The organism is Borreliella spielmanii (genome assembly GCF_014201705.1).
Lineage (GTDB): Bacteria > Spirochaetota > Spirochaetia > Borreliales > Borreliaceae > Borreliella > Borreliella spielmanii.
Map to the genome: position 1 here is coordinate 375,410 of NZ_JACHFA010000001.1, position 26,559 is coordinate 401,968.

Genomic DNA, 26,559 nt, shown 5'->3' on the forward strand with positions numbered 1-26,559 from the left:
ATACTTAAGATCGACCCATAAGTTTATTGATATTAACCTCAAAAACAGAGCATGGAATAAAAATACCAAAATTATTTAAAACATAAGGCGAAATTTCACCAAAATTACCTATATTAAGACCTTCAAGCAAAATATCCGCTCCCCTACCATTAATATAAAAAGCAGCTTGTGATTCTCTTAAATTAATCTCAATATTTAAATAATAAAAAAGCGTTGCAACAATTGAATTAATCTCATTAAAAGAAATTTCTTTGCCAGCCATTAAAAAAGCTAAATTGGTAAAAGTGCTTGTTCCTTCAATAGTATCCAAATTCTTTAAAGCTACCTTTCCAACCTCAAAAATTTTATGTGGATAAGGAAAATTAGAACTAACACTTTCTGATTTTAATAAATTAGGAATTATTGATGCCCTAATATATTCATAATTCTCTGTCATTGGATTAGATACTTTTAAAAAATTTTGATCATCAATATTCATTCTATCAATAAAATCTTTCTTAGAACCCATATAATTATAAATCATTTCTTGAAATCCCATACCTACCATTAAATTTCTAATATCTCTTGACAACTCTTCTATAGCACTAAGCCTTCCCACTGAAAAAGCCTTGGGAAGCTCTGGATAAAAACTTGCAAGACCTTCTCCTATCATTATATCTTCAATTACATCAACCTCATGAAGAAAGTCGTTTCTATAAAAAGGTGGGATAATATAATTTTTTAAATCTCTAGAATAAGAGTTTACACCCATTTTTTTTAAACTAAGACAAATACGTTCTAATGTTAAATTATTTCCAAGTAGCCTATTAACATTTCTAACATTAAACTCTACTTCTTCTTGAAAATAATAAGGACATACTAATTCTTCAAAATCTAAACCAAAAGGCTTTCTAAATACAGTTTTTACAGGTAAAATTTCAAAACCCATATCATAAAAATCACATGCTACTACAGATAGCGCTAACAAAGTTGCTTCAAAATCGATACCCGTAACCTCAACAAATAAATCTGTATCACCAACCTTTAAAGATCCAATATTATTAGAATTAATTATTGGAGGATAAGAGACTACATTATTATTATTATCCAATAATAATGGATATTTATCAAAATTTTTGATAATATGGGAATATTCTAATCCTTTGGGATGCTTTTCATTTATTTCTAAAAGCGAAAGCTCACAATCCATTCCTAAAGGAACAAACTTATGATTAGGAGATGAAGCAACATAAGTTATTGGAAATTTAATAAAATTAGAATTATACATCCCCATTGCAACTCTTCTTCTCTTTTGTCCATAACTTTGACAAAGTTTTTCTTGAAATTGAATTAATGCCTCAAGCATTCTATCATTAATAATCAATCCCTTTGCTAAAAATCCAAAAATAAACGGTCTGATTTTAGACATTTTATTATCTACTAAAATTTCACCATAGCACTTTTTAAAATCTCCTTTTTTTGAAAAAAAATCATAATAAGGCATTTCTCCAAAAAAATACGTTTTTATTTGACGAGCAAGTCCAGTATAGGACCACAAATCTGGTCTATTTGTATCATTAAATTCTATTTTGATTTTTCCCGAATTTTCATCAAACCCATCAAATTCCGCTTTAAATGGTTCGAGTAATTCTGAAATCTCTAAATTTGTAAAATTTTTTCCTACTTTATCTAAAAAAAGATTTTTGTAAATTTCTACCTTTGGCATCTTATATTTCCTCGCCTTAGAATAACATCACCAATATCATAAGTAAAAAGATCTCTTAAATCATTTAGACCCAAGTGCATTAAAGCCATTCTATCTATTCCAATTCCCCAAGCAATAACAGGAAGATCAATGCCCAAAGGCTTTGTAACTTCTGGCCTAAAAATTCCACTTCCTCCAAGTTCAAACCAACCAAGAACAGGATGTTTTACATGTATTTCAATCGAAGGTTCAGTAAAGGGAAAATATGAGGGAACATATTTAACTTCCGAAGCACCTGCAAACTCTTTGGCAAAAATTTCAAGAAGGCCCAACAAAGTTTTAATATTAACATTATCCTCAATAACAATCCCCTCAGTTTGATAAAAATCGACTCCGTGAGTTGCATCTACTTGATCATATCTAAAACATCTAAGAACTCCAAAATATCTGCTTGGGTTTTTAGCATTAATCAATTGTTTTGCAGAAAGAACAGTGCCTTGTGTTCTTAAAACTAACCTCTTAGAAAGATCTTCACTAAAACTATATCTCCAACCTCTTGAACCTGTTGCATATCCTGCTTCATGAGCTAATTTTACATTAGAAAAGTAAGGTTCGGGTAAAGATTTTTGTATGCTGGGATCTGAAATGTAATAAACATCCTTAATATCGCGAGAAGGATGAAATTGAGGCATAAAAAGAGCATCATTGTTGAAAAATTCTGTTTCTACTAAAGGCCCATCAAACTCTTCAAAACCAAGACCCACTAATTTGTCTTTAATTTTAGAAATATAATCTAAATAAGAATTAAAGCGCCCAATAAAAGTTTTAGCTGATGGAATATGAATATTATAAGCTCTAAATTTTTTATTCTCATACGTTTTATTTTTTAAAATTTCGGGAGTAAGCTTAGTAAGCTCATCTCCTGTCAATTTGATTTTCATCAAAAAATTTTTTACTTCTAGGCCAAAATCAGATAATTTAAACTTTAAATCAAGCTTTTCTATTATTTTAAAAAATACAGAATCTGCCCCTTTTTTCTTGGCAAAATTTGATATTAATAAAAGCTCTTCAGCTGCCAAACTTTCTCTAAGAAGATCACTACTTTTTGCTCTTTCTAACAAGATACGTATTTTTTGATAATTAGCCTCTATGCCATCTGAATAATTTATAATAATCTGTTTATTTAAATCAATAGAAAGAATGCCCTCTTTTAATAAATTGCCAAACGCTTTTCTAACTTCTTTAACATCAAGATCAAGCTCTAAAGCTAGATTTGAAGCCAACACTGCCTTTCGAGATACTAGATTTATTATTTTATCCTCAATAAACCCATCTTTTAAAACACTAAGGCCTCTTTCTGTTGCTTTATAAAATACATTTAATTTCCTATAAGTCTCTTTAATAATCCTTTTAGAATTTAACCACTCAATTGTTTTATTTGCCTGACCTTCATTAAACCCCAATTTTTCAATAATAATTGAAGCAGAAATATCATCTTCTTCTTTATTATTTAAAATAACTTTAATCTCAAGAGGATGTAATGTTTTTATTAAATTTAAATCTGCCTTCATAAATATAACCTTTAATCACCCTTATTGCTTATACCAAGCTCTAAAATAAGCTCAACTTCTCCAATAGATAATTTAGTAGCTCTAGAAATTTCTTCAGCACTCCATCCTTGCCTCATTAATTTTATTACAGAATTCCTAACAGTTTCATTATTAAGACCAACATTATCTTGATATTTAGAATCTGTTTTGACAAGAATGCCAAGAGTTTTTATTCTCTCTTCTGCTGCAATATTTAAATTCTCCAACCTTGTCTCAGATTTCACCACCTTCTCTCTCATAGCTAAAGTGTTTTTCAATCTATTTTCAATATCTAAAAGCATTTCCTTTAAATTCTGAGCATTAATCAACACTTCTTCAGACAACCCTTTGTTTAATAAAAGATTTGAAACAACATTTTCCATGTCTTTGAGATTGTTCTGAAACTTAGTGCTCTCTTTACTCAAAGTATTAAATCTTTTCTCCACTTCATTTATTAAATCAAAGTTTTTATCAACGGACTCTATAGTACTCTTTAATATACTCTCTTTGTTGCTAATTCTTTCATAATTATCAAGAATGGTTCTCTGCTCAACAGATATCTCTTTTATTTTAGCTTTATAAATTTGTATTTCATCATAAGATTCAACCAAACTCTTATATCTACTATCAAACGAAGAATAAAATTCAAAAAATCTATTAAAATCATTCTTAATAGATTTAATAGATTCCTGTTCTAACTTTAACTCATTAAAGGTTTGAATAACACCTAATGTTTCTTTTTGAATATTATAGAATTCTTTGTTAACGTTTTCAAAATTATTTTTATATTCCTGAGCAAGATCTATCTCATTTTTTAAAGTTCTCCATAAATTTTCTAACTTGTCCTTAAGAGAATAAGCTTCCAAAAATATTGAATTATTTTTTTCAAGCTCAGCATCTAGTTTTTTAAAATTTTCAATTTGAAAATTTAATTTATCATAACTATCTTCAAACTCTTTTCTCAAATCAGATTTATATTCAACCAAATTGTCTTTAATCTCACTAATAAATTTATTAAATGTAATATCACAATTTAATATTTTAGATTCAAGTTCTAAAACATTAGTATCAACTTCTTTTAATAATTCTTTATGATTTTTTTTGAATTCAACCTCAAATTTATCAATCTGTTCTTGTAAGTCATTCTTTACAGTCTCAATCTCCAACTTTGAATGTTTTAAGCTTTTTTTAAGCTCATCCTCAAGTAATCCAAACTCTGATTTTATAGATTTAGAAAACGAATTATATTCATTCTCAATTGATGTCTCAATATTATTCCTGTATAAACTAATTTTTTCAGAAAATTCTGAAATATTTTTATGCATTAATTCAATTTGCCCTTCAAAGCTTTCTTTATCACTAGAAATTACATCAACCATTTCCCGTCTTACTTTATCAAGATTAGAAGATAAAACTGTAAATTCTTGATCCAATTTTTGATTAAACTCAAAAATTTTATCTTCAAGATCCTTTTGCTGAGTTAAAAATTTCATTTCCGCCTGAATTAAGATGTCCTCGGTTTTCTTATTAACCTTTTCGTCTATCTTTTCTACTTTAAAATCAACAATTTTTTCAAGATCTAAAACTTTAAGATTTAATGATTCACCAATATTTTTAAAATCAAGATGAACTGATTGTTCAAATTTTTTAGCCTCGCTTTGCAAATTGCCAAAAATCTCTTCAGCCTTAACTTCAAAATCATCTTTAAAAGATTCTAAACCAATCTTAACATTAAGAATATCATTCTCAAATGATTTAATTCCAAGTTCAGCAAGATTTATTCTATTTTCTATTGTACTATAAGATTTTTCTTGCCAATTTTTTACATCATCTTTAATATTTAAAAACCAAGAATCAATAATATTTTGCCTATTATTTACAAAATCAATAAATTCATCCACTCTTCCAGTAATATTGGTTTCCATTAAAGCTATCTCACTCTCCATATCCTTTTTTTTAGAAGAAAATTCTTTAGTAAAATCTAAATAAAAATTTTCTTTATCATTTTTCATTTTTTGTTCAATATCTAAGCGAAAACTTTGAATAAGTTCTGTTTTGTTTTCCAAATTTTTAGACAAATCATATTCTAAATTTTGGATTTTATCATTATATGAAGCAACAAAGTTTTCCAAAGAATATTTAAGCTCTTCACCTCTAATTTTCAAATCTTTAAAAAAATCTTCTTCTAATAGTTTAAGATGTGATGAAACATTATGATAAGACTCTTCTTTTAATCTAATAACATCCTTTTCAACATTATTTAAATCAGATTCAAGATTTTTAAGATTTTTTAGTTGAGATTCAAGTTCAAAAATCATTTCTTTATTTGAATGCTTAAAATCTTCACTTAAAGTCGTAATATAAGAATTTAATCTCTCTAAAAACTCATCGTACATATTAGTATACTTTTTCTCAAGCTCACCATATTGACTTAAAGCTAAATTATCAATAGCTTTAATTTTGTTATCAATTTTACTCTCCAAACTCAATTGCCCTTCATTACACCTTTCTTCAAGTTCAATATACTTAAGATTAAAATCATTATCTATTTTATCAATACATCTATTCACTTTGTCATTTAAATTTTTCTCTATGCTATCAAAAGTATTTTCAATTGATTTTAAAGATTCAATTCTCTTATGAATTTCATTTTCATACTTTACAATGTCATTATCAATCAAGGTATTTGCCTTTTTTATACAAACTTCAAAATGATTTTTTATATTCTCTTCAACACTTACTGTAATCTCTCCGAATTGAGAATTTATAACACCGTAACAATCTTTAATTTTATCCCGCAATTCTTTTTCAAACTCTAAAATATCTTTTGATCTTTGTTCTATTATCTCAAAATTATGATCCATTTCAGCAATCTTAATCTGCAAATTTTCATCATTTATTGTAAGTGTTTTATAAATCTCATCTCTAATTTTTGAAATAGCCCCCTCACTTTCAATTAAAAATGTAGAATATCTCTCTTCAAAATTACTCTCAATAAGTTTAAATCTTTCCTTGTAAAGATCGTTTAAAAAATCAGACTTACTCTCAATATTATTTTTAAGCTCATTTGTTATCTCTCCAAATCTCTCTTTTGCCTGCATAATATCACTATCAATCGTTCTCCTATAATCAATTGCTTCCTCTAATCTGGATTTATAATACTGTTCGATCTCTTTAACAAACTCACTAATTTTTGTCTCTCCATCATCTGTTAGATCTTTAACTTTCAATTCAAATTTTTCAACCTGATATTTTGATACATCAAAAGACTCCTTAAGTTTTTGAAGATTTTCATCCATACCTTTGCTAAGACTATCTATTCTACCTGTTAATCTTCTATTTAAATTTTCAATCTCATGCATTATTTCATTTTCAAGTTTACTAGAAATATTTTCTGAATACCCTCTATAATTAGATATCACCTCATTATATTTTTCATTAATTTCTTTGTTTATATCATTAAACTTTACACTAAGAGAATCAAGAGTAATATCTATATTAGCCTGAAAAGAAGCAATATCGGTTCTTTTATCCTGCAATAAACTATCAACCTCTTTAACAAATTCCTCTGAATTATTTAAAACTACAGCAAACTTTTTCGACAAATTTTCCTCAAGTTCTCTAGTCTCTTTATTAAAATGGTTCATTATATCCTGTAAAAGCTCATCAGAATATATAGCACCCTGGTTTCTAAATTCATCTATTTTCTCAAGATAATAACTCTCAAGACTTTCTATGGAAAATTTAAGCTCTTTGATTTTTGTGGTTACTTCAGAATCTATTAAATCTAAATCCACCTTACCTGAGGATAATAAATTCTCAATTTTAACAGTTATTTCATTTAATTTGCTTTGCCAATCACTAAGTTTGCTGTCTACTTCATTATTAATTGAATCTTTCCTATTTAAAATATCTTTAGAAATTTTATCTAAAAAATCATCAATTTGCTTTTGATTGTCTGATTTTATATTAGAGACAATTTGTAGTTTTGATTCAATAAATTCATTAAGATCAGATTTAAAATTATTTAAAATATCTTCTGATTCAATCTTGAAATCTTTTAATTTATAATCGCATTCTTCAATTTTACTTATAATAAAATTATTCTTATCATCAAATTTTTTGTTCAAATCCTCAAGCATAAATACACTTTTATCTTTAACTATTTCTGCTTGTCTATTAATAAATTCTTTAATTTCTAATATAGCCCCATCACTTTGTGAGTATGACATATCTTTTAATTCTTTATATTTTTCTATAACTAAACTCTCAATATCGCCCGTTTTTAATAAAACATATTCCATTCTATCATTAACATCTCTTTCTAGATTTTCTATTTTTAAAGTAGCAGATGAAAGTAGCTCTTCACTAGAAATCTTAATATCAAGCAATGATTTATTTAAAGCAATAAGCTCATCTTTCCAACTACCATGCATATCAATAGCTTTTTTTTGAATATGATCTGACAGATCATTAAAAACACTCTCACTAAGCTCTATTCCTTTATCTTTTTGAATCTGAATTAAACTTAAAAATTCTTCATTTGTTTTATTTATTTGAGATTCAATATTTTTTAAATTAAAGTCCATTTCACCTTGCCACTTTGAATATTGAAGCTTACTTTCTTCTAGCTGACTAACAAAAATATTTACCTCATCGTAATAACGATCTTTAAACTCTACTATATTTTTACTAATTTCATCTTTAATGTTAATTAAACTAGTATTAAAATCTCGCTTTAAAACTTCTTGGTTTTCTTCTAAAAGATTACACAAAGATCCAATTTCATTTTCTAACTTTTTGTTTAAATCTTGAAATTCTTGATAATTATTAGTCGATTCCTGAGAGAGTGTGTTAAATTTCTCACCATAAATTAAAGAAAACTCATCCATTTCCGACGTCAATTTATCTGTAAAGACTTTATATTTAGATTCCATTTGATCTTCAAATTTAGAACTACTAGAATCCAAAGATTCAAAAAGAGCTGTGTACTTGGCATTTATATTATCACTTAAATTTGAATAATTATTATTAAATCTGCCACCAATTTCTTCAAAATTAGAAATCAAATTATCATTAAGCTTAATAAGCTTGTCTTGAATATTTGAATCAACATCTAAAAGTTGAGATTCTAATTGAACTTTAAGCTGATTAATATCATCTTTAAAACTTCCACTAAATACTTTAATATCTGACTCAAACTTATTTTTAAATTCAAGATATATTCCATTAGAATCATCCTCAAGCCTTTTCATAAGATCAATAGCACCTACTTGAACACTTTCCATTTTAGAATTCAAATCTAACAAACTAAGATCTACTCTTTCTTTAATATTCTTATCAACCTGACTTATTTTATCCTCATAATCCTTATAAATATTTTTAAGATTCAACTCAACTTGAGATCTAAATTTGTCAAAAACATCGTCAACCTGCTCCTCATATTTTCCCATCTCTATTCGTATTAACTCCTCAAGTGAATTAATTCTTGAATAAACATTGTCCTTAAAAGAAGAACTCATAGAAGAAATTTCATCATCCACTAAAATCAATTTATCCTCAAGATTATCTTGAATTTCCTTAGAACGATCATCAACATATGTAAAAATATCTTTAAATTTATTTTGCAATTCCTCATTGAGTCTATTTAAAATAAAATCTTCTTTCTCATTAATTTTATTCTTTACACTCTCCATAATAAGCTGTATAGAATCCTCTATTAACTTATATTTGTTTTCATAAAAAACAAAAGAACTTTCTATCTCTTTGCTATATTTGCCAATATTAAATTCAACTTTTTCAATAAAATTGTTAAATTCTAAATCTAATTTTTCATTACCCTTAACTAAAATATCCTTTTTTCTCTCTTCAATATTTGCTAAATCTTTTTCATAAAGATTAACCTCTTTATTTAAATTGTCCATTTTAAAAACAAGGTCTTTAATATTAGTATCAAACTTTTCCCAACTAGCAATTTTAATAGACTCTAGATTTTCTTTATTAGTCTTATCAAATTTTTCTAACACTGAATTCAAATTTGATTCAATCGAATCAATCTGAGTATTAAATCCTTTTAAAGTTTTTGAAAGTTTATCTACTATTTTTCCATCAACTTGTAATCTTTGTATATTCTCTTGGACTTTAAAGGTCATTTCATCAAGATCCTTAAGCATAGAATCATGATAAGCTATCTTTTTTTCAACCTCTGCAAAATCGTTGCTTTTGTTCTTAATCTTTTGCTGAACTTCCTCAATCTTTTTTATTATTTCTATACTAGATCTTTGATAAGCTTCCATATCAACAGCAAGATCATTAATCTCTTTTGTTTTATCTTCAATAAAATCTTCAAGATTAACCTTTGTAAGGTCAATAAATTTTTTAATTTTATCTAACGCTCTAGAACGTTTATCATATTGCCTATAAATAAACAAAACTATTGAAACCAAAAAAAGGTTAACTAAAATAGTCGCAAAATCTATCATAAAATATTTTACCCATATTCTATATATTAATACTTATATATTCCCTCAAGTCCTTATAATCATGAAAAATAAAATCAATTGACCCTTTGAAATTTATATTCCTTTTCGAAAAAAAAGCTGCTTTCATTGAAACATTTTTAGCACCCAAAATGTCATATTCATAAGAATTCCCCACATACAAAATATTATTACTACTTAAATTCAAATCCTCAATGATTTTTAAAAAAGGTGCTTTATGTGGCTTTAAATATCCAGTATCTTCTGAAGAATAAAGAATATCCCAAAAATCGTCTTGAATCCCTAATAAATTTTTTACACGATCTAAAATAGGAAAGTCTGACATTACCCCTAATTTTATTTCCTTAAATTTAAGCCAATAGATTAAATCTTGAACTCCAAAATATGGTTTGAGTTTTTTGAATTTATCACTAAAACTCTGACTATAATATATTTTATTTAATAAAAAAGCACACCTACTCTCATCAAGATTTAAATACTCAGAAAGCATTTTAACCTGAAGGGAAAGTAATTCATCTCTATTTGAAGGCGAACATTGATTGGTTTGCAAAATCCGTATTTTTTTCCTAATCTTTTTAAAAGCTAAAAAAAACTTGACATTGGTTAAAAATTCAAAAAACATTAATTTATTTCTATCCATCTCAGGATATAATGTGCCATCTAAATCAAATATTACAGCTTTAATCATGATAATTGATTATTTGCCTTTATAGGTATAGGTACTATTGGTAAATTTTCAGGAACCTTAACTCTAACTAAATGAATATAAGATTTTGGATATCTTTTTTGAAGAGACTTGATTGAAGTTTCAGCATTAACTTCATTAACAGAAACTCTAAAAATCCTATTTTCATCAAGAAATGGAATAAACAAAACAACATGCTTATGAAGCATCATACTTGACAAATTGTTAACACCCGTGCTAATAGATCCAAAATAAATATATCCAGGCTCATCTAAAGCTAGACTATATAATAAAAATTCTAAATTTTCAATTTTATAGCCACGATTGTCAATATAATCAAAAAACTTAATATTATTGACATCATTTTCCTTAACTTTAGATAAATTTAAATCCACATTAACATTATTTATCCTATAGGCAATATTGCGAATCCAATCAAGGCCAAAAAAAGGATCCTTATTAAATTCTTGATTTTTAGTAAAAACACCACCTCTAACACCAATATGCCTAAGCTTAAGATCGTCAATCCTTAAAAGTCGCCCTGTCATTGATTTATAAATCGAATCTGCAACCCATTTAACAAATCCTGAACAATTAAACCCTACAGGATCTTTTTGCAACAAACCAGTTTCTATATACACCATTTTGCCATACTCATCCATTGCACCATCAACAACCTCAGTAATAGGAAAAGATGCAAGAGCCTTCCTTAAGCTAATTGCCATATTAGAAATATTTTTATAAATATCAAAATATTCAGGAATAAAATACCTAAAATCAATAACCTTGGCAATATAATTCATTATATTGCCAAGAGAAATTACTGCAATGTCTTTAATATTAAAAGGCAATTTAACATCTTTATAAATCAAAGTATTTATTAAATAAAAATCAGCATTAGAAGAAAATTTTGCAGACTTTATTCTAATAAACGTATCCCCCCTGTTTATAAAAAATATTTTTATCTGTTCAATGCCATCTTTGCCCACTTTAATCACATAAGACCCTGGAAAAATATAATCCACATTCTTTTTTTTATTAAAAAAAGAATAGTAAACATACTCGGAAGAAACCACACTTGAAACTTCAATGTAATAATTTTCGGTAATAAAGTGCTTTATTGGACTTATTTTTTTGTGTACATAGCTTGAATTAAAATATTTTGAATACTTAGTCCTTATGTCAAAATCATAAAACAAACTCTCAAATGCAAAAAGATTTAGACTCTTAATTATTAAGAATAAAAATATATATTTCACTTCAAATCTCTTATTTTTTCCCTCAATTCTACCAAAATTGGAATATTTTTATATCCAATTTTACGTAAATTATTTACTAAATAATTATAGTAAGAATTTGGGAAATTCTTTATTTTATTTGCAAAAAGAATAAACCTGACAGGATTAGCACTAACTTGTGTAATATACTTTATTTTATGAGAAATATTTAAATGGTAGTCTTTAATCCATAAATTTAACATTTTATTTAGATCTGGGGTACTGGTTTTAAACTCAAGTTGATCTTTTAATTTAACCGCTTCTTTAAAAATAGAATTTAAACCTATCTTTTTATGAACAGAAATTCTAAATATAGGAGCAAAATTTAAAACAGGGAAAAAAAATTTTACACGACTCTTTAGGGCTTCAAAATAACCCTTGGATTCCTCCACTAAGTCCCACTTACTAAACACAATAATAATTCCTTTCCCTTTTTTAACAACATAATGAGCAATCTTTTTATCCTGAAAAGTCAATTCTTCTTTAACATCAATCAATAAAAACACAATATCCACCATGTCAATTACTTTTAATGCCCTATTAACAGAATAATATTCAACAATTTCATTTACTCTAGCTCTTCGCCTTATCCCAGCTGTATCAATAATCTCAAAAACTTTTCCATTTCTAGTTACCTTAGTTTTAATAAAATCCCTAGTAGTACCAGGTTGATCTGAAATAATTGAAATTTCATTTCCAGATAAATGATTAATAAGAGTAGACTTACCTGAATTAGGCTTACCTATAATCCCAACTTTAATATTAACTTCATCCTCAATATTAGCTTCACCAACTTCTACTTTTAAAAAATCCCTAAGCTTAGCAATGCCTCGACAATGAACTGCGCTAACTAGAAAATAGCGTTTAAACCCCAAATTATGAAATTCATGAGCTAAAAATTCCTTATCTTTAGTATCTACTTTGTTTAAAACCAAAATTACCTTACTGCTATATTTTCTAAGTTTTTCAATAATCTGATAGTCTTCAAGTAAAATTTCATTAACATCTAAAACCAATAAAATTAAATCAACTTTTTCTAAAGAGCTTAAAACTTTTTGCACAACAATTTTGCTAATCTCATCTTTTAAGATCGTAAACCCACCAGTATCAATTAATTTAAACTTAAAAGAATCAACCTTACAAACCTCTTCAACTAAATCTCTAGTAACACCGTAAGTACTCTCAGTAATACTCCTTTTTGTATCTAAAAGTCGATTAAATAAAGCAGATTTTCCAACATTCGGTCTACCAACAATAAGAACCTTTTTATAACTAAGCAAAGCAAATACACCTCTTTATTTATTCCGATATTTCCATTATAATATCAAATATTAGTATTTATGCCAATTATGCATGAGTGTTTATATTGAAAAGAAAAAAAAGTTCAAGTCCAACCAAATCAGACATGCTTTTAATTTTAATTGCTATTATTTTAACAATAATTAGTGCACTATTAATAATCAAAAATTCGCTTATTATGCATATTTTTAAGGAAAAAAATTACGATAACAGTTTATTTGAATCAAATCAAACACAAGATAACAGATTAATTGAAGCTAAAAAAGTCACTAATAAAAATACAAATATAAAAATACTTAAAAATGAAAATTTTTTAATTCAACCACCAGAAATAAAAAAACTTGAAGAAGAACTCAAACAAAACCAAAGAAATAATAACCTTAAAAACAAAAAATTTATTAAGCTTTATTTTATAAAAGTCACCCCAGAAGGCTATTTTTTAAGACAAACTGTAAAAAGAGCTATATATTACGACAAAAATATTCTTGAAGAAACACTAAAATCTTTAATTAAAGGTCCAAATGAATACGAACTAAAAAATAATTTTTTAAGTTTAATTCCTATAAAAACTAAACTGTTAAACTTAAGCCTAAGCGAAGGAATTGCTAAAATAAATTTATCTAAAGAATTTTATGAAAATAGCTTCGGAATTGAAGGTATAATTAATCAAATCGCTCAAATAACCTTAACATGCCTTGAAATTAAAGGAATTGCTGGAATAATTTTAACAATAGAAAATAATCCAATAATACTTGAAGAATTAAACTTAAACTTCTCGGGAATATTAAATAAAAAGACTTTAGACAAATATTAAAATTCAATATTGTTAAGCAATTGCATAGAACTTGTAATATTGTAAACACTTGACCTAACAACTAAAAACATAAATTCTTGATTACCCTTTTTACCTTTGGTTTTTAACTTTAATATATTTTTAACTTGTAATTTATTTTTATATAATTTTTCAATTACGCCTTGCAAAATTATCTTCAAATACTTAGCATTCACAACACCATTAAAGTTTTTTATATCCAAATTTAAACTTTTAACCTCAAACTGAGGCTTGATTAAAACTATAATAAAATTATCAGAAAGTTTGTCTATTAAATTTGCGCATATACTTATTGATGATCTAAAAGAAACATCTACAACGGCAAAATTAGGCATAATTTTAAATTCCGTAACATCAAAAATATTAGTTCTTTCTAAAACTTTAACTCTTGGATCAACTCTTAATTTATAAGAAAGTTGATTAATGCCTACATCAATTGAATAAACAAAATTGGCACCACACTGCAAAAGACAATCAGTAAAGCCACCAGTTGAAGAGCCAACATCAACACAAATTTTATTTTTAACTTCGAGTTTAAAACCTTTAAGAGCTTCTAAAAGCTTGTAGCCTCCCCTTGATACAAATACTTGGCAAGTATTATCAACCAAATCTATTTTACTTGTTTTATTTATTAACATTTTAGGATTTTTTTCTTTATGAGAATTTACATATATATTACCTGTTAAAATCAAAACCATTAATTCTTTTCGTGTTTTTTCTGGATACCTTTTACAAAGTATGTTTAATAAATTATTTCTGAATCCTTTCAATTTTTAAAGCACGGCCTGTCTTTAGATTAGAAGTAATAATAACTCCTTGTAAAATTATGTCATCTTCCACAATTTCAGCTCTTAAAGAGATATATTCAAGTAATCCTTTAAGAGAAATGTCGGGATTAAATCCTATTACAGAATTCAATCCCCCTGTCATTCCAATATCACTAATATAGGCTGTCCCTTTTGACAATATTCTTTCATCTTGAGTCATAATATGCGTATGAGTACCAACCACACCTGTTACAAAACCATTTAAAAAATAGCCAAAACTTTCTTTTTCATAATTACTCTCAGAATGAAAATCTACAAAAATGGTTCTAGCCTTATTACTAAGCATATTAACCAATTTTTTTGTATTATCAAAAGGATTTTTAACAATAAAATTCATATTTAAAACCCCTTGAACATTAATAATAGCAACCTTCTCATCTCTAATAGTAAAAAAACAATAACCATGTCCATCTAACAAATCTGAAAAATTATTTGGCCTTAAGATATACGTTTGCTTATTTAGATAAGCATTTATTTTGTAATTAGAATACACATGATTACCAGTGGTAATAACATTAACACCCGATCTAAAAAGATTATTTGCTATTTCTGGGGTTATTCCAAAACCATTTGAAGAATTTTCTCCATTAGCAATTACCAAATCTATTCTATATTTGTTTTTTATATTTTTAAGATTAAAAAAAACTTTTTTTAATCCACTCTCGCCTATTATATCCCCAATTATCAAGGTTTTAATAATGTTATCTTGCATATTCAATAACTCTAGTTTCACGAATAATTGTAACTTTAATTTTTCCAGGATATCTCATTTCAGCTTCTATCTTCTTAGCAATGTTTCTTGCAAGTAAAATTGATTTTTCATCATTAACCAATACATTGTCAACAATAATTCTAACTTCACGACCAGCTTGAATCGCATAACATTTTTGAACACCTTCAAAACTATAAGCAATATCTTCAAGTCTTTTAAGTCTATTTATATAGTTATTTAAACTTTCCCGCCTTGCTCCAGGACGAGATGCTGAGATGGCATCTGCTATTTGAACAACAATAGCCTCAAGGCTCTCGGGCTTAACTTCATTATGATGCGCAGCAATAGCATTAACAACAATTTCACTCTCTCCGCAACTTTGAGCAAGTTCAGCGCCAGTAATAGCATGTCCTTCGCTATTATCAGAAATACTTTCCATACCTTTCCCAATATCATGTAAAAGACATGCTCTTTTCACTACAATAGGGTCTAATTTCATCTCTTTAGCTAAAATTTCTCCTATTATAGCAGTTTCTTTAGAGTGACTTAAAACATTTTGTCCATAACTACTTCTAAAATAAAGCCTCCCCAACCCTCTAATAAGTCTCTTATCAAGTCCATGTATATTAAGATCAAAAACTACTTTCTCACCTTCTTCTTGAATAATGCTATTTATCTCGTTAGTAACGTTATATACAACTTCTTCAATCCTAGCAGGATGAATCCTGCCATCTGTAACAAGTCTTTCTAAAGTCCTCTTGGCAAGTTCTTTTCTTATTGGATCAAAGCAAGATATAACAACAGCTTCGGGAGTATCATCAATAATAATATCAGCCCCTATTAAAGTCTCAAGGGCCCTAATATTGCGCCCTTCTTTACCTATAATCCTCCCTTTCATCTCGTCATTGGGTAATTCAACAGAAGCTACTGTAAACTCTGAGCTTACCTCAGTAACAATACGCTGCATAGTAGATACTAAAATATCTTTTGCTACTTTATCCGCTAATAACTGAGCCTCCTGCTCACTTTTATTAATAATAACTTGAGCATCTCTTCTAGACTCATGCTCAACTTTCTCAATTACAATTTTTCTTGCGTCTTCTCTTGTAAGACCAGAAACATTCTCCAATCTTTTGACAAGATCGACCTCTTTTTCTCTTATTACTTTTTCTTTTTGTTCAAACTCTTTAATTTTAAAATCAACTCTAGACTGCTGTTTATCAAGAGCTGATATTCTCTTATCTAAGGTTTCTTCTCTTTGTAATAATCTTTTTTCCAGATTAGCAATCTCATTTTTCCTATCCCTTATATCCCTATCTTGCTGGTTTTTTTCTTTAAGCATTTGAGATTTTGTATTAGCAATAATTTGCCTTCTTTCATTTTCTATCTCTAATTGTGATTCTACCCTTATTTTTGTCAGTTTTTTTTCTAAATCTAATAAAGATAATCTACCTAAAAAAACTCTTACTAAAAATCCTAATATAAAGCCAGCAAAAATAGAAGAAAAAATAATATATATCATATCATTTAACTCCTATGCTGTTTAAAAGCAATTTAAACTTTGATCTTTAAAACAGTGTGCTCAAATTTATTAATTATTCAACTTTTAAAGGCTTTTCAACTAATTCTAGAATAGCCATTTCAGCCGCATCTCCATATCTTTTACCTAATTTAATTATCCGAGTATACCCACCACTTCTTTGTCTAAAAACAGGAGAAATTTTGGTAAACAGTTTATTTAAAATATATTTATCGTGTATAAATTTTGATAATTCTCGCCTATTATGTACAGTATCAACTTTTGCCTTTGTAATTACTCTTTCAGCAAATCTTCTAACTTCAAACAATTTTGCCTTAGTAGAAGAAATTTTTTCGTATTTTAAAAAAGAAATTACCATATTTTTTAAAAGTGCTCTCCTGTGACTAGATTTCCTACTTAATCTATTAAAACCTAATTTTGTTTTCATGAAACAACCTAAACTCTCCTTTTATTCAGATATTTTAACATTCTTACTTAATACAGATAAAGCATCCTCTTTAGACATTCCTAAAAACAATCGATAAGAACCAAGTTTTTCGATTATCTCTTCCAAACTTTTTTTACCAAAATTTCTAGCCTTAGAAAGCTCGTCTGCATTTTTACTAATAAGCTCCCCTAAAGTTTTAACATTTTCTTTGGCTAAACAATTTAAAGATCTAACTGATAAGTCCAATTTCTCAATACCCATATCAAGCAAGTTAGAATTTTCTGATTTTGACTTATCAACAGACGTATTAACACTATCTTCAAAATCTACAAGAGGAAATAAAAATTCTCTTACTATTAATGCAGCCTTTTTTATTGCGTCTTTAGCAGAAATCACACCTGTAGTCCAAATTTCCATTACAAGCTTATCATAATCTGATCTTTGACCAACTCTAGTATCTTCTACAGTATATGAAACTTTCTCTATAGGCGAAAATATGGAATCTAAAGCAATAACATTAACTTCTTCTAAATATTTGGAATTTTGCTCAGAAGACACATAACCTCTACCATAATTAATTTGAAATTCAAAATCTAAATTAGCATCATGTGATAAAGTAGCTATAACTAAATCTTTATTAAAAACCTCAACTCCATCCATTTCAAAATGAGAAGCTTTTAAAACATTAGTATCCTTACCGCTAACACTGAAACTTATTATCTTTCTTTGCTCTCCCTCTCTAAGTTTCAAATGAATATTTTTAATATTAGCAATAACTTCAAGAGTATCTTCAGAAACTCCAGGAATCAAATCAAATTCACTTGAAACGACCTTTGACGAAGAGTCTTTATTGTTAGATTGAACTCTCATAGTAGTAATCGCATACCCTTCAATAGAAGAAAGTAACACACGCCTTAAAGTATTACCTATAGTAACCCCAAAACCTCTTTCAAAAGGATATATCGTAAATTTACCATAAGATCCATCATCTTGACTTTTCAAAAATTCAATTTTTTCAGGTATAGTGAAATCTTTCAAAAATTTTTCCACAGGCATTATAACTCCTTTTAACTAAACCCGTCTGGTTTTTTTCGGTCTGCATCCATTATGAGGGATAGGGGTAATATCTGAAATTGATTTTACAGTCATTCCAATCGAACCAATAGCTCTTATTGCGGATTCTCTACCAATACCTGGTCCTTTTATATACACATGAACATAATTAATTCCAAAATCTCTCACTTTATTTAAAGCAGATTCCGCTGTTATTTGAGCAGCATATGGGGTTGACTTTTTAGCCCCTTTAAAACCCATCCCACCAGCACTTGCCCAAGCTAAAGCATTTCCCTTTATATCAGATACAGTAACTATGGTATTATTAAAAGTAGCTTGTATATAAACGTTTCCTTCTCCTATATTTCTTTTAATTTTTTTTTTACTATTAGTTGATAATTTTGCGCTCAACTTATCCTCCAAATCTTAAAAACTATTTTACTTGCTAGCTATTTTCTTATTAGCTACAGTCTTTCTTTTTCCTTTTCTAGTTCTTGCATTTGTTTTGGTTCTTTGTCCTCTCAAAGGCAATCCTTTTCTATGTCTAACGCCCCTATAACACGCTATATCCATAAGTCTTTTAATAGACATAGCAACCTCACTTCTAAGTTTCCCTTCCACAACATAATCACTCTCAATTACCTTCCTAAGTCGATTAACCTCGTCATTATCCAGGTCTTTAGCAATTTTACTTGGAGAAATACTTGCTCTATTGCAAACTTCCAAAGCTCTTGTTCTACCTATACCATAAATAGAAGTAAGCGCTATTCTTAATTGTTTACTACTTGGTAAATCTATTCCCGATATTCTAGCCATCTTATTTCCTCTAATTTTTACTTTTTTACTTTTGTCTTTGTTTATGCTTCAAATTATCACAAATAATTCTTAATACACCTTTTCTTTTTATAACTTTACACTTTTCACAAATTGGCTTTACACTTGCTCTAACTTTCATAACCAAACACTCCTAAATTTTTTGCAAAAATGCATAATCCTTTTTATTTCTATTAGAAAATCCTTGCGTTTTCAAATAAGCATCAATATGAATCAACGTATCAAGTGCAACTCCTACCATAATAAGCAAAGAAGATCCCCCCATTATTCTAGAAACATCGTGCGGAAATCTAAAAATATTTTGCACTAAAAATGGAATAATTGCAATAATTGACAAAAAAATAGATCCTGAAAACAAAGTTTTATTCATAATTTCATCTAAATATTTTTCCATTTCATCAGACTTTATTCCAGGAATAGTGCCTCCATTCTTACGAATATTATTACTTATATCCTTGGGACTTAACTGAATCTTAGAATAAAAATAAGTAAATCCGATTATCAAAATTACATTCAAAAAAGTATAATAAAACCCATTAGGCCTTAAATAAGATAAAATTTGCCTAGCTATAGAAGAAGTTTCCGCAAACCCACTTAAAATTTGCAAAGGTAAAGTAATCAAAACAGAGGCAAAAATAACCGGTAAAACGCCCGACGGATTCAACTTGATTGGCAAATATGAACTAACCGTACTATTAGAATTTGCCCTAGCATAATGAATAGCAATTCTCATTTGAGCTTTATATTCATATATAATTAAAAGAACAACTAAAATAAATATACTTATAACAAGTATCACAAAAACGGGATTAACATTTTGAGAAGGATCCTGCATGCTTTGGAATAAGTTAAACAAAGCTGCTTGAAGTCTAACTACTATCCCGGAAAAAATTATCAAAGATGTTCCATTACCAACACCTCTTTGATTAATCTGCTCTCCAAACCACAAAAGAATAAACGTCCCCGTGGTAACTGTTAAAATAGCAATAAATATGTATCTATAAAAAGGAATAGTAACAGCGCCCGGAATGCCCTTAGCATAAAGACTTGTCGCATACCCTTGAATTACAGCTGCAACTATTGTTAAATATTTTGTATATTTTTTAGTCTTTTGCCTCCCGCCATCACCCTCTTGCATTTTTTTTAAAGAAGGAAAAGAATAAACAAGAAGCTGAATAATAATAGATGCTGAAATATAGGGCCCTATGCTAAGCATAAATATAGAAAAATTACTAAAAGCCCCACCTGAAAAAAAATCAAAATAATTAGCAATTGAAAAATCTGATTGTGACTTGAAATAACTTTTAAGAGCTACAGAATCTATTCCTGGTATCGGCAAATACGATCCAACTCTAAAAAGAAAAAGAATAAATAAAGTAAACAAGAACTTATTTCTCAAATCCTTAACAGTAAATAAACTTAAAAACAATTCTTTCATTTTTATTCCACTTTAAACTATTAAACTATTAAACTAATTTAATAGTACCACCAATTTCCATTACAAGACTTTCAGCCGATTTAGAAATTTTAGAAACCTCCAAGGAAACTTTTTTTGTAAGCTTGCCATTAGATAAAATCTTAATTTTTTTATTTCTCTTTCTTATAAGTTTATTTTCAAGCAAAGTATCATAGTTAACTACTTGTCCATCATTAAATTTTTTATCTATATCTCCAAGATTAACAATTACATATTTCAATTTATAATCATTATTAGAAAAACCTTTCCTTGGCAATCTTCTATAAAGAGGAGTCTGTCCACCTTCAAATCCAAGTCTTGGCGAAGTATTTCTTGCCTTTTGCCCCTTCTGCCCTCTACCAGAAGTTTTACCAAGCCCTGACCCTGGACCTCTGCCAACAATTTTACGTCGCTTAGCCGCTCCCTTGGGCTTTAATAGACTAAACATTACTTACCTCGCTTAATAAAATCATATTAATAGTCTCGTTAAGCATACCTTTAATAGGTCCATTTAAAAAATGGACCTTTTTATCGCCTATTTTATTTAAACCCAATGCTTTTAAAACTTTAACCTTTTTATTTAATTTTCCAATAAGACTTCGTACAAGAGAAACTTGTACATTAATATTGCTTTTAGAAATAATTTCCCTATTCTTTTCCATTCTTCTAATAAAACATTTATTCTTAGATCTGGACCTTGAGGAATTAAACCTAGCTTTCTTTAGTTGTAATCTTAATTTCCTTTTAATCATATATTAACCCCATAAAGTTTTCAAAGTTTTCCCGCGCATCTCTGCCACTTTCTCAGCATTTAAAACTAAATCAAATGCTTTAAAAGTTGCCTTTACTACATTCATAGAATTATTAGAACCAAGAGATTTACTCAAAATATCGTGCACCCCTAAAGCCTCCATTACAGCGCGAACAGGGCCTCCCGCAATAACACCAGTACCATGAGTAGCTGGCTTGATTAAAATTTTAGCTTTTTTAAAGCAACCAGTAACCTCATGGGGTAATGTTCCCTTCCTAATAGGAACAAATCTTAAATTTTTCCTAGCACTTGTTAAGCTCTTTTTTATTGCATCACTAGCATCATTGGCTTTACCAAAGCCCCAACCAACATGTCCTTCGCCATCTCCAACAACCATAAAAGCAGCAAAAGAGAATCTTCTTCCACCCTTAACAACTTTAGTAACTCTGTTGAGCGATATTAATTTTTCTATCTGCTTTCTCTGAGTCTGAACATCTACCATAGATATACTCCCTTAAATATTAATACCAAACTCCCTTAAAGAAGTTGCAAAACTTGCAATAAGCCCATGATACTTATAACCATTTCTATCAAAAATAAGACTATTTATATTTTTCTCCTTAAGTCTTTTAGCAAGAACTTCTCCAAGTTTTTTTACATCATTAATATTTTTGCTTAAATTAAGACTTTTTTCAATAGTAGAAATGCTTGCAACCGTATGCCCCTTACTATCATCTATAACTTGCGCATAAAAATACCTATTAGATTTAAATATAGTAATTCGCGGCCTAGTAGCTACTCCACGCCCTATTTTATTCTTTATTCTTTTTTTACGCTTAAGTTTTCTCTGTTCTGCTTCTTTTATTTTTTTCATAACTATTAACCTAAAATTTATTTTTTTACACCAGATTTTCCGACTTTTCTTCTAATAACTTCATTATCATACTTAATGCCTTTTCCTTTATATGGCTCTGGTTTTTTCAAACTTCTAATCTCCGCAGCAACCTGACCAACCCTAAACTTATCTATTCCTTCAACAGAAATTTTAGTATTCCCATCAAGCTTTACACTAACACCATCTGGAATAACATACTCAAACTGAGTTGAATAGCCAAGGCTTAAAAAAAGGCTATTTCCTTGTTGCTCTACTCTATACCCTATGCCATTTATAGTAAGAGACTTAGAAAATCCTTCAGTTACCCCTTTTATCATGTTAAAAATTAAACTTCTGTAAAGACCGTGATAAGCTTTTGCTTTTTTATCATTAAAAACTCGATCAACAATAACGCTACCATTTTCAACTTTAATATTAATACTGTCTTTTATATTTTGAACCAATCTTCCCCGAACACCTTCAACTATTATTAAATTGTCTTTAACATCAATCTTAACAGTATCTGGAATTTTTATCGGAAGTCTTCCAATACGTGACATACATCCCCCTATTAAGCTACCAAACTGAGCAAATCAATTCACCACCTATTTTTTTATCTTTAGCCTCTTTGCCGGTAATAACACCTTGAGAAGAAGATATGATTAATATCCCATATCCATTCTTTATTCTTGGCATCTTTTTATATGAAGAATAAATTTTTCTACCGGGAGTAGAAATGGCATCTATTTTACTTATAACAGGATTTCTTTTGTTGTCATACTTTAACAAAACTCTAATAAAAGCAATTCCTTCTTTTTCTAAAAAATTAAAATCCTTGATATAACCCTCTTCTTTAAGAATATTTAATATTGATTTATTCATATTAGACATTTTTAAATCTACAGACCCATGCTTAACTCTACTTGCATTTCTTAATTTAGTTAGCATATCTCCTACTGAATGAGTAATCGCCATAAATTCCCCTTTACCAACTTGATTTTGAAACGCCAGGAATTAATCCTTCAGACGCATACTTTCTAAAACATATTCGACACATACAAAAATCTCTCAAATATCCTCTTGGACGACCACATAACTTACATCTATTATTCTGCCTTGTTTTATACTTAGGCTTTCTTAAAGCCTTAATAATCATTGATTTTTTAGCCATATACCTTATAAATCCCTTTAATTACTAAACGGCATTCCAAATTTCAAAAGCAAAGCTTTGCTTTCTTTATCATTTGAAGCTGTTGTCACAATTGTAATATTCAAACCAGATATTCTCTCTATTTTATCATAGTCTATCTCAGAAAATATTATTTGTTCCGATATTCCAAAAGAATAATTTCCTTTGCCATCAAAAGCATTCCCATTTATTCCCCTAAAATCCTTAACCCTTGGCAATGCCAAATGAATAAGCTTATACAAAAATTCATACATTGCATTGCCTCTAAGTGTAACTTTAGCACCTATTTCTTGCCCTTGTCTAATTTTAAACCCAGCTATTGCTTTTTTTGCTTTTGTTTTTACAACTTTTTGACCGGTAATCTGAGCAAGCTCTAAAACTGCAGAATCTAATAACTTCTTATTCTTAACAGCCTCACCAACACCTATAGAAACTACTATTTTCTCAAGCTTGGGAACTTGCATTATAGATTTATATTCAAATTCTTTAACAAGCTCTTTTATAACACTATCTTTATAATATTTCTTCAATTCAGGAACATAACTCATAAACTCTATATCCTCTGTCCATTTTTTTTAAGATATCTTATTTTTTCATTATTTTCAAATCTAATACCTAATCTTGAAGAAGTTCCTTTGATAAATATCATCACATTTGAAATATCTATAGCAGCCTCCTTATCTATTATTTTACCTTTTTCTTGGGGTGTCCTAGCCTTAATAACTTTTTTAACCATATTACAAGATTCAACAATAACTTTATTTTTTTTTCTGTTTATACTAGCAATTTTACCTATTCTTCCCTTATCTTTTCCAGAAATAATTTTTACACTATCACCTATCTTCAACTTTGTCTTCACAAAACCCCCTTTTGCTATATCACCTCTGAAGCCAATGATACTACTTTCATAAAATTAGCATCCCTAAGTTCTCTTGCAACAGGCCCAAACACCCTTTTACCCCTAGGGCTCAAATTAGCATCAAGTATAACACAAGCATTATCATCAAACCTAACATAAGTCCCGTTCTTACGTCTTACCTCTTTAGAGGTCCTAACAATTACAGCTTTACAAACATCTCCTTTTTTAACAGAAGAATTAGGAATCGCTTGTTTTACTACAATAGTTATTATATCCCCAATTTTGGCATAACGCCTTTTACTACCACCAAGTACTTTAATACATTGAGCCACCTTGCCACCAGTATTATCAGCAATTGTTAAATAGGTTTGCATCTGAATCATAATAAACCTCCTTTAGAAAAATCAAAACTATTTTAATTTTTCTAAAACCTCAACAAGAGACCATCTTTTATCTTTACTAATAGGTCTAACTTCAATAATTTTTACCTTATCGCCAACCTTTGAAACTTCTTTTTCATCATGTGCTTTAACTTTCTTGCTAACCTTTAAATATTTATGATAGATTGGATGCATCTTTCTTTGAACAATCTCTACTACTATGGTCTTAGACATCTTGTCACTAACAACTTTACCAATTAATTCTTTTTTATTTTCTCTTGCCATATTTAAACCTTTCTAATGCCTAATTTATATTCACAAATCATTGTGTTAAGCCTTGCAATATCACGTCTAATCTCTCTTTTTTTCAAAGGATTTTCAACATGACCAACAACGGATTTAAATCTTAAATCTAAATATTCTTTCTTTAATTCTAGCCTTTTAGCTTTCATATCCTCAAGAGTAAAATTCTTAAAATTTTTTAACATAATTACCTCAAATCTCGCCTTACAACAAACATGGTTTTTACTGGAAGCTTAGAACTCGCAAGCGACATAGCCTCTTGAGCAAGCTCTTCCACAACTCCAGCCATTTCAAACATAACAGTGCCAAGTTTAACAGGGGCATTCCAATGATCAACACCCCCTTTACCCTTACCCATTCTAGTTTCAGCTGGTTTTTTAGTATAAGGGATATCAGGAAATATTCTTATCCAAACTCTTCCGCCTCTTTTTATTTTACGAGTCATTGCAATACGAGCAGCCTCAATTTGGCGAGCAGTAATAAAATTTGTTTCCAAAGAAACAAGTCCATACTCCCCAAAAGAAATTTTATTGCCCTTCTGAGCCTCTCCAGATAATCTTCCCCTCTGCTTTTTTCTATATTTAACCTTTTTTGGACTTAACATCTAATTATCCTCCAATATTCTGCTCATTAGAATCAACTCTTTCTTTGGGAAAAGACAAACTGGGTTTATTTAAAAAACCTGCTTCGTCTTTAGACAATCCATCTTTCTTATTTTTTGAAACCCTGGACTGCTTTTCATTAGCTTTCTCTTTGCTATTTAAAATTTTATCAAAATTTTTAACAGCATCGCCTCTTTCCCTAAAAGACTTTTTATTTATTACCTGACCAGCATCAGAATTGGTTTGTCTACCCAAAACCTCACCTTTAAATAACCAAACTTTAACTCCAATAATTCCATAAGTAGTTTGAGCTTCAGAAAACCCATAATCTATATTGGCTCTAAGAGTATGCAACGGAACTCGACCTTCCTTAACTTCAAAGCTTCTTGCAATCTCAGCACCACCAAGTCTCCCAGCAATCTTAATTTTTAGTCCTTGAGCACCTTTTAACATAGAAGTAGAAAGAGCTGATTTTAAAACTTTCCTATAAGACACTCTATTTTCTACTTGCTTTGCAATTCCATTAGCAATAATTTGAGCATCAAGCTCTGGCCTTTTAACCTCTTTAATCTTAATGCTAATCTTTTTAAAAATTTTTTTAGTTAACAGTTGACCAATCTTTTCAAGATTAGCGCCTTTAAGCCCTATCACAGAACCAGGCCTTGGAGTAACAATTACTACTGTTACTTTTTGAGGATTATTTCTAATTATTTCTATATTAGAAATATCAAATTTAATCCCCTTAAGAAACTTCATAATTTCAAGCCTTATTAAAAAGTCTTCATGAAGAATTGTAGAATACAATTTTTTATCAAAATACCATTTTGATTTCCAATCCTTATTAATTTTTACTCTTAAGCTATATGGATGTACTTTTTGGCCCATG

30 protein-coding genes are annotated in these 26,559 nt (G+C 28.7%); 1 reads left to right on the forward strand and 29 read right to left on the reverse strand.

What is annotated here, in order from left to right:
- Positions 1-4 precede the first annotated feature (4 nt).
- Genes pheT through der form a run of 6 tightly spaced genes read right to left on the reverse strand, consistent with a single transcriptional unit; the run spans position 5 to position 13,015 of the window.
- Positions 5-1,705, reverse strand: coding sequence for a phenylalanine--tRNA ligase subunit beta (gene pheT, locus HNR35_RS01685; protein ID WP_183223500.1), 1,701 nt, complete (start codon positions 1,703-1,705; stop codon positions 5-7).
- Positions 1,693-3,255, reverse strand: a complete 1,563-nt coding sequence (gene pheS, locus HNR35_RS01690; protein WP_183223502.1) for a phenylalanine--tRNA ligase subunit alpha — start codon at positions 3,253-3,255, stop codon at positions 1,693-1,695. The genes pheT and pheS overlap by 13 nt, the downstream gene beginning before the upstream one ends.
- 11 nt (positions 3,256-3,266) lie before the next feature.
- Positions 3,267-9,755 carry a SpiroCoCo family coiled-coil protein gene (locus HNR35_RS01695; RefSeq protein WP_183223504.1) on the reverse strand — a complete coding sequence of 2,163 codons (6,489 nt, stop codon included), beginning with the start codon at positions 9,753-9,755 and terminating at the stop codon, positions 3,267-3,269.
- A gap of 19 nt (positions 9,756-9,774) precedes the next feature.
- On the reverse strand, positions 9,775-10,461 hold the full coding sequence (locus HNR35_RS01700) for an HAD family hydrolase (protein WP_183223506.1): 687 nt from the start codon (positions 10,459-10,461) through the stop codon (positions 9,775-9,777).
- Positions 10,458-11,717: a hypothetical protein gene (locus HNR35_RS01705; RefSeq protein WP_183223508.1), complete on the reverse strand. Its 1,260-nt coding sequence runs from the start codon at positions 11,715-11,717 to the stop codon at positions 10,458-10,460. Before HNR35_RS01705 ends, HNR35_RS01700 begins: the two co-directional genes overlap by 4 nt.
- Positions 11,714-13,015 carry a ribosome biogenesis GTPase Der gene (gene der, locus HNR35_RS01710; protein WP_183223510.1) on the reverse strand — a complete coding sequence of 434 codons (1,302 nt, stop codon included), beginning with the start codon at positions 13,013-13,015 and terminating at the stop codon, positions 11,714-11,716. The genes HNR35_RS01705 and der overlap by 4 nt, the downstream gene beginning before the upstream one ends.
- An 86-nt stretch (positions 13,016-13,101) precedes the next feature.
- Between der and HNR35_RS01715 the strand changes: the two genes are divergently transcribed.
- The gene (locus tag HNR35_RS01715; RefSeq protein ID WP_183223512.1) at positions 13,102-13,848 is read left to right on the forward strand and encodes a GerMN domain-containing protein; all 747 of its coding nucleotides are present in this window, start codon (positions 13,102-13,104) and stop codon (positions 13,846-13,848) included.
- Here HNR35_RS01715 and HNR35_RS01720 read toward each other — a convergent pair.
- From HNR35_RS01720 to rpsC, 23 genes are all read right to left on the reverse strand, one after another.
- Positions 13,845-14,636, reverse strand: a complete 792-nt coding sequence (locus tag HNR35_RS01720; protein WP_183223514.1) for a TlyA family RNA methyltransferase — start codon at positions 14,634-14,636, stop codon at positions 13,845-13,847. The two genes, HNR35_RS01715 and HNR35_RS01720, sit on opposite strands and share 4 nt — an antisense overlap.
- Positions 14,617-15,405, reverse strand: a complete 789-nt coding sequence (locus HNR35_RS01725; protein WP_183223516.1) for a TIGR00282 family metallophosphoesterase — start codon at positions 15,403-15,405, stop codon at positions 14,617-14,619. The genes HNR35_RS01720 and HNR35_RS01725 overlap by 20 nt, the downstream gene beginning before the upstream one ends.
- Positions 15,395-16,927 carry a ribonuclease Y gene (rny, locus tag HNR35_RS01730; protein WP_183223517.1) on the reverse strand — a complete coding sequence of 511 codons (1,533 nt, stop codon included), beginning with the start codon at positions 16,925-16,927 and terminating at the stop codon, positions 15,395-15,397. Before rny ends, HNR35_RS01725 begins: the two co-directional genes overlap by 11 nt.
- A gap of 73 nt (positions 16,928-17,000) precedes the next feature.
- Positions 17,001-17,372: a 50S ribosomal protein L17 gene (rplQ, locus tag HNR35_RS01735; protein ID WP_006433990.1), complete on the reverse strand. Its 372-nt coding sequence runs from the start codon at positions 17,370-17,372 to the stop codon at positions 17,001-17,003.
- Between the two features lie 21 nt (positions 17,373-17,393).
- Positions 17,394-18,428, reverse strand: a complete 1,035-nt coding sequence (locus tag HNR35_RS01740) for a DNA-directed RNA polymerase subunit alpha (RefSeq protein WP_006433942.1) — start codon at positions 18,426-18,428, stop codon at positions 17,394-17,396.
- A 15-nt stretch (positions 18,429-18,443) separates the two neighbouring features.
- On the reverse strand, positions 18,444-18,836 hold the full coding sequence (rpsK, locus tag HNR35_RS01745; RefSeq protein ID WP_002557092.1) for a 30S ribosomal protein S11: 393 nt from the start codon (positions 18,834-18,836) through the stop codon (positions 18,444-18,446).
- A 27-nt stretch (positions 18,837-18,863) separates the two neighbouring features.
- A complete protein-coding gene (gene rpsM, locus HNR35_RS01750; RefSeq protein ID WP_183223519.1) occupies positions 18,864-19,241 on the reverse strand; it encodes a 30S ribosomal protein S13 in 378 nt (125 codons plus the stop codon).
- 25 nt (positions 19,242-19,266) lie between these two features.
- Positions 19,267-19,380 carry a 50S ribosomal protein L36 gene (gene rpmJ / locus HNR35_RS01755; protein WP_004790059.1) on the reverse strand — a complete coding sequence of 38 codons (114 nt, stop codon included), beginning with the start codon at positions 19,378-19,380 and terminating at the stop codon, positions 19,267-19,269.
- 12 nt (positions 19,381-19,392) lie between these two features.
- Positions 19,393-20,697 (reverse strand): preprotein translocase subunit SecY, encoded by a 1,305-nt coding sequence (gene secY, locus HNR35_RS01760; protein WP_183223520.1) that lies wholly within the window; start codon positions 20,695-20,697, stop codon positions 19,393-19,395.
- Positions 20,698-20,725: 28 nt separating this feature from the next.
- Positions 20,726-21,163 carry a 50S ribosomal protein L15 gene (gene rplO, locus HNR35_RS01765; RefSeq protein WP_183223521.1) on the reverse strand — a complete coding sequence of 146 codons (438 nt, stop codon included), beginning with the start codon at positions 21,161-21,163 and terminating at the stop codon, positions 20,726-20,728.
- Positions 21,156-21,467 carry a 50S ribosomal protein L30 gene (gene rpmD, locus HNR35_RS01770; protein ID WP_183223522.1) on the reverse strand — a complete coding sequence of 104 codons (312 nt, stop codon included), beginning with the start codon at positions 21,465-21,467 and terminating at the stop codon, positions 21,156-21,158. Before rpmD ends, rplO begins: the two co-directional genes overlap by 8 nt.
- A 3-nt stretch (positions 21,468-21,470) precedes the next feature.
- Positions 21,471-21,968, reverse strand: coding sequence for a 30S ribosomal protein S5 (gene rpsE, locus HNR35_RS01775; RefSeq protein WP_183223523.1), 498 nt, complete (start codon positions 21,966-21,968; stop codon positions 21,471-21,473).
- 12 nt (positions 21,969-21,980) lie between these two features.
- The gene (gene rplR, locus HNR35_RS01780) at positions 21,981-22,340 is read right to left on the reverse strand and encodes a 50S ribosomal protein L18 (protein WP_183223524.1); all 360 of its coding nucleotides are present in this window, start codon (positions 22,338-22,340) and stop codon (positions 21,981-21,983) included.
- Between the two features lie 17 nt (positions 22,341-22,357).
- Complete coding sequence (gene rplF / locus HNR35_RS01785; RefSeq protein WP_183223525.1) at positions 22,358-22,900, reverse strand: 50S ribosomal protein L6; 543 nt, start codon at positions 22,898-22,900, stop codon at positions 22,358-22,360.
- 16 nt (positions 22,901-22,916) lie between these two features.
- Positions 22,917-23,315, reverse strand: coding sequence for a 30S ribosomal protein S8 (gene rpsH / locus HNR35_RS01790; RefSeq protein ID WP_006433957.1), 399 nt, complete (start codon positions 23,313-23,315; stop codon positions 22,917-22,919).
- Positions 23,316-23,325: 10 nt separating this feature from the next.
- Entirely contained in the window at positions 23,326-23,511 is a 186-nt protein-coding gene (locus tag HNR35_RS01795; protein ID WP_004789520.1) for a type Z 30S ribosomal protein S14, read from the reverse strand.
- Positions 23,512-23,528: 17 nt separating this feature from the next.
- Positions 23,529-24,077, reverse strand: coding sequence for a 50S ribosomal protein L5 (gene rplE / locus HNR35_RS01800; protein WP_006433863.1), 549 nt, complete (start codon positions 24,075-24,077; stop codon positions 23,529-23,531).
- A 5-nt stretch (positions 24,078-24,082) separates the two neighbouring features.
- A complete protein-coding gene (rplX, locus tag HNR35_RS01805) occupies positions 24,083-24,388 on the reverse strand; it encodes a 50S ribosomal protein L24 (protein ID WP_006433948.1) in 306 nt (101 codons plus the stop codon).
- A gap of 14 nt (positions 24,389-24,402) precedes the next feature.
- Positions 24,403-24,771: a 50S ribosomal protein L14 gene (rplN, locus tag HNR35_RS01810; protein ID WP_004789515.1), complete on the reverse strand. Its 369-nt coding sequence runs from the start codon at positions 24,769-24,771 to the stop codon at positions 24,403-24,405.
- A 27-nt stretch (positions 24,772-24,798) separates the two neighbouring features.
- On the reverse strand, positions 24,799-25,053 hold the full coding sequence (gene rpsQ, locus HNR35_RS01815) for a 30S ribosomal protein S17 (protein WP_002557078.1): 255 nt from the start codon (positions 25,051-25,053) through the stop codon (positions 24,799-24,801).
- Positions 25,054-25,055: 2 nt separating this feature from the next.
- On the reverse strand, positions 25,056-25,256 hold the full coding sequence (rpmC, locus tag HNR35_RS01820) for a 50S ribosomal protein L29 (protein WP_004789447.1): 201 nt from the start codon (positions 25,254-25,256) through the stop codon (positions 25,056-25,058).
- A gap of 2 nt (positions 25,257-25,258) precedes the next feature.
- The gene (gene rplP / locus HNR35_RS01825) at positions 25,259-25,675 is read right to left on the reverse strand and encodes a 50S ribosomal protein L16 (protein ID WP_004789534.1); all 417 of its coding nucleotides are present in this window, start codon (positions 25,673-25,675) and stop codon (positions 25,259-25,261) included.
- A gap of 4 nt (positions 25,676-25,679) precedes the next feature.
- Positions 25,680-26,558 carry a 30S ribosomal protein S3 gene (rpsC, locus tag HNR35_RS01830; protein ID WP_183223526.1) on the reverse strand — a complete coding sequence of 293 codons (879 nt, stop codon included), beginning with the start codon at positions 26,556-26,558 and terminating at the stop codon, positions 25,680-25,682.
- Between the last annotated feature and the right edge of the window lies 1 nt (position 26,559).

What these genes read in the sequence shown, in the direction of transcription:
- pheT (WP_183223500.1), bottom strand. Translation starts at nt 1,705, where the DNA reads ATGCCAAAGGTAGAAATTTACAAAAATCTTTTTTTAGATAAAGTAGGA.
- pheS (WP_183223502.1), bottom strand. Translation starts at nt 3,255, where the DNA reads ATGAAGGCAGATTTAAATTTAATAAAAACATTACATCCTCTTGAGATT.
- HNR35_RS01695 (WP_183223504.1), bottom strand. Translation starts at nt 9,755, where the DNA reads ATGATAGATTTTGCGACTATTTTAGTTAACCTTTTTTTGGTTTCAATA.
- HNR35_RS01700 (WP_183223506.1), bottom strand. Translation starts at nt 10,461, where the DNA reads ATGATTAAAGCTGTAATATTTGATTTAGATGGCACATTATATCCTGAG.
- HNR35_RS01725 (WP_183223516.1), bottom strand. Translation starts at nt 15,405, where the DNA reads ATGCAAGATAACATTATTAAAACCTTGATAATTGGGGATATAATAGGC.
- rny (WP_183223517.1), bottom strand. Translation starts at nt 16,927, where the DNA reads ATGATATATATTATTTTTTCTTCTATTTTTGCTGGCTTTATATTAGGA.
- rplQ (WP_006433990.1), bottom strand. Translation starts at nt 17,372, where the DNA reads ATGAAAACAAAATTAGGTTTTAATAGATTAAGTAGGAAATCTAGTCAC.
- HNR35_RS01740 (WP_006433942.1), bottom strand. Translation starts at nt 18,428, where the DNA reads ATGCCTGTGGAAAAATTTTTGAAAGATTTCACTATACCTGAAAAAATT.
- rpsM (WP_183223519.1), bottom strand. Translation starts at nt 19,241, where the DNA reads ATGGCTAGAATATCGGGAATAGATTTACCAAGTAGTAAACAATTAAGA.
- rpmJ (WP_004790059.1), bottom strand. Translation starts at nt 19,380, where the DNA reads ATGAAAGTTAGAGCAAGTGTAAAGCCAATTTGTGAAAAGTGTAAAGTT.
- secY (WP_183223520.1), bottom strand. Translation starts at nt 20,697, where the DNA reads ATGAAAGAATTGTTTTTAAGTTTATTTACTGTTAAGGATTTGAGAAAT.
- rplO (WP_183223521.1), bottom strand. Translation starts at nt 21,163, where the DNA reads ATGTTTAGTCTATTAAAGCCCAAGGGAGCGGCTAAGCGACGTAAAATT.
- rpmD (WP_183223522.1), bottom strand. Translation starts at nt 21,467, where the DNA reads ATGATTAAAAGGAAATTAAGATTACAACTAAAGAAAGCTAGGTTTAAT.
- rpsE (WP_183223523.1), bottom strand. Translation starts at nt 21,968, where the DNA reads ATGGTAGATGTTCAGACTCAGAGAAAGCAGATAGAAAAATTAATATCG.
- rplR (WP_183223524.1), bottom strand. Translation starts at nt 22,340, where the DNA reads ATGAAAAAAATAAAAGAAGCAGAACAGAGAAAACTTAAGCGTAAAAAA.
- rplF (WP_183223525.1), bottom strand. Translation starts at nt 22,900, where the DNA reads ATGTCACGTATTGGAAGACTTCCGATAAAAATTCCAGATACTGTTAAG.
- rpsH (WP_006433957.1), bottom strand. Translation starts at nt 23,315, where the DNA reads ATGGCGATTACTCATTCAGTAGGAGATATGCTAACTAAATTAAGAAAT.
- HNR35_RS01795 (WP_004789520.1), bottom strand. Translation starts at nt 23,511, where the DNA reads ATGGCTAAAAAATCAATGATTATTAAGGCTTTAAGAAAGCCTAAGTAT.
- rplE (WP_006433863.1), bottom strand. Translation starts at nt 24,077, where the DNA reads ATGAGTTATGTTCCTGAATTGAAGAAATATTATAAAGATAGTGTTATA.
- rplN (WP_004789515.1), bottom strand. Translation starts at nt 24,771, where the DNA reads ATGATTCAGATGCAAACCTATTTAACAATTGCTGATAATACTGGTGGC.
- rpsQ (WP_002557078.1), bottom strand. Translation starts at nt 25,053, where the DNA reads ATGGCAAGAGAAAATAAAAAAGAATTAATTGGTAAAGTTGTTAGTGAC.
- rpmC (WP_004789447.1), bottom strand. Translation starts at nt 25,256, where the DNA reads ATGTTAAAAAATTTTAAGAATTTTACTCTTGAGGATATGAAAGCTAAA.
- rplP (WP_004789534.1), bottom strand. Translation starts at nt 25,675, where the DNA reads ATGTTAAGTCCAAAAAAGGTTAAATATAGAAAAAAGCAGAGGGGAAGA.
- rpsC (WP_183223526.1), bottom strand. Translation starts at nt 26,558, where the DNA reads ATGGGCCAAAAAGTACATCCATATAGCTTAAGAGTAAAAATTAATAAG.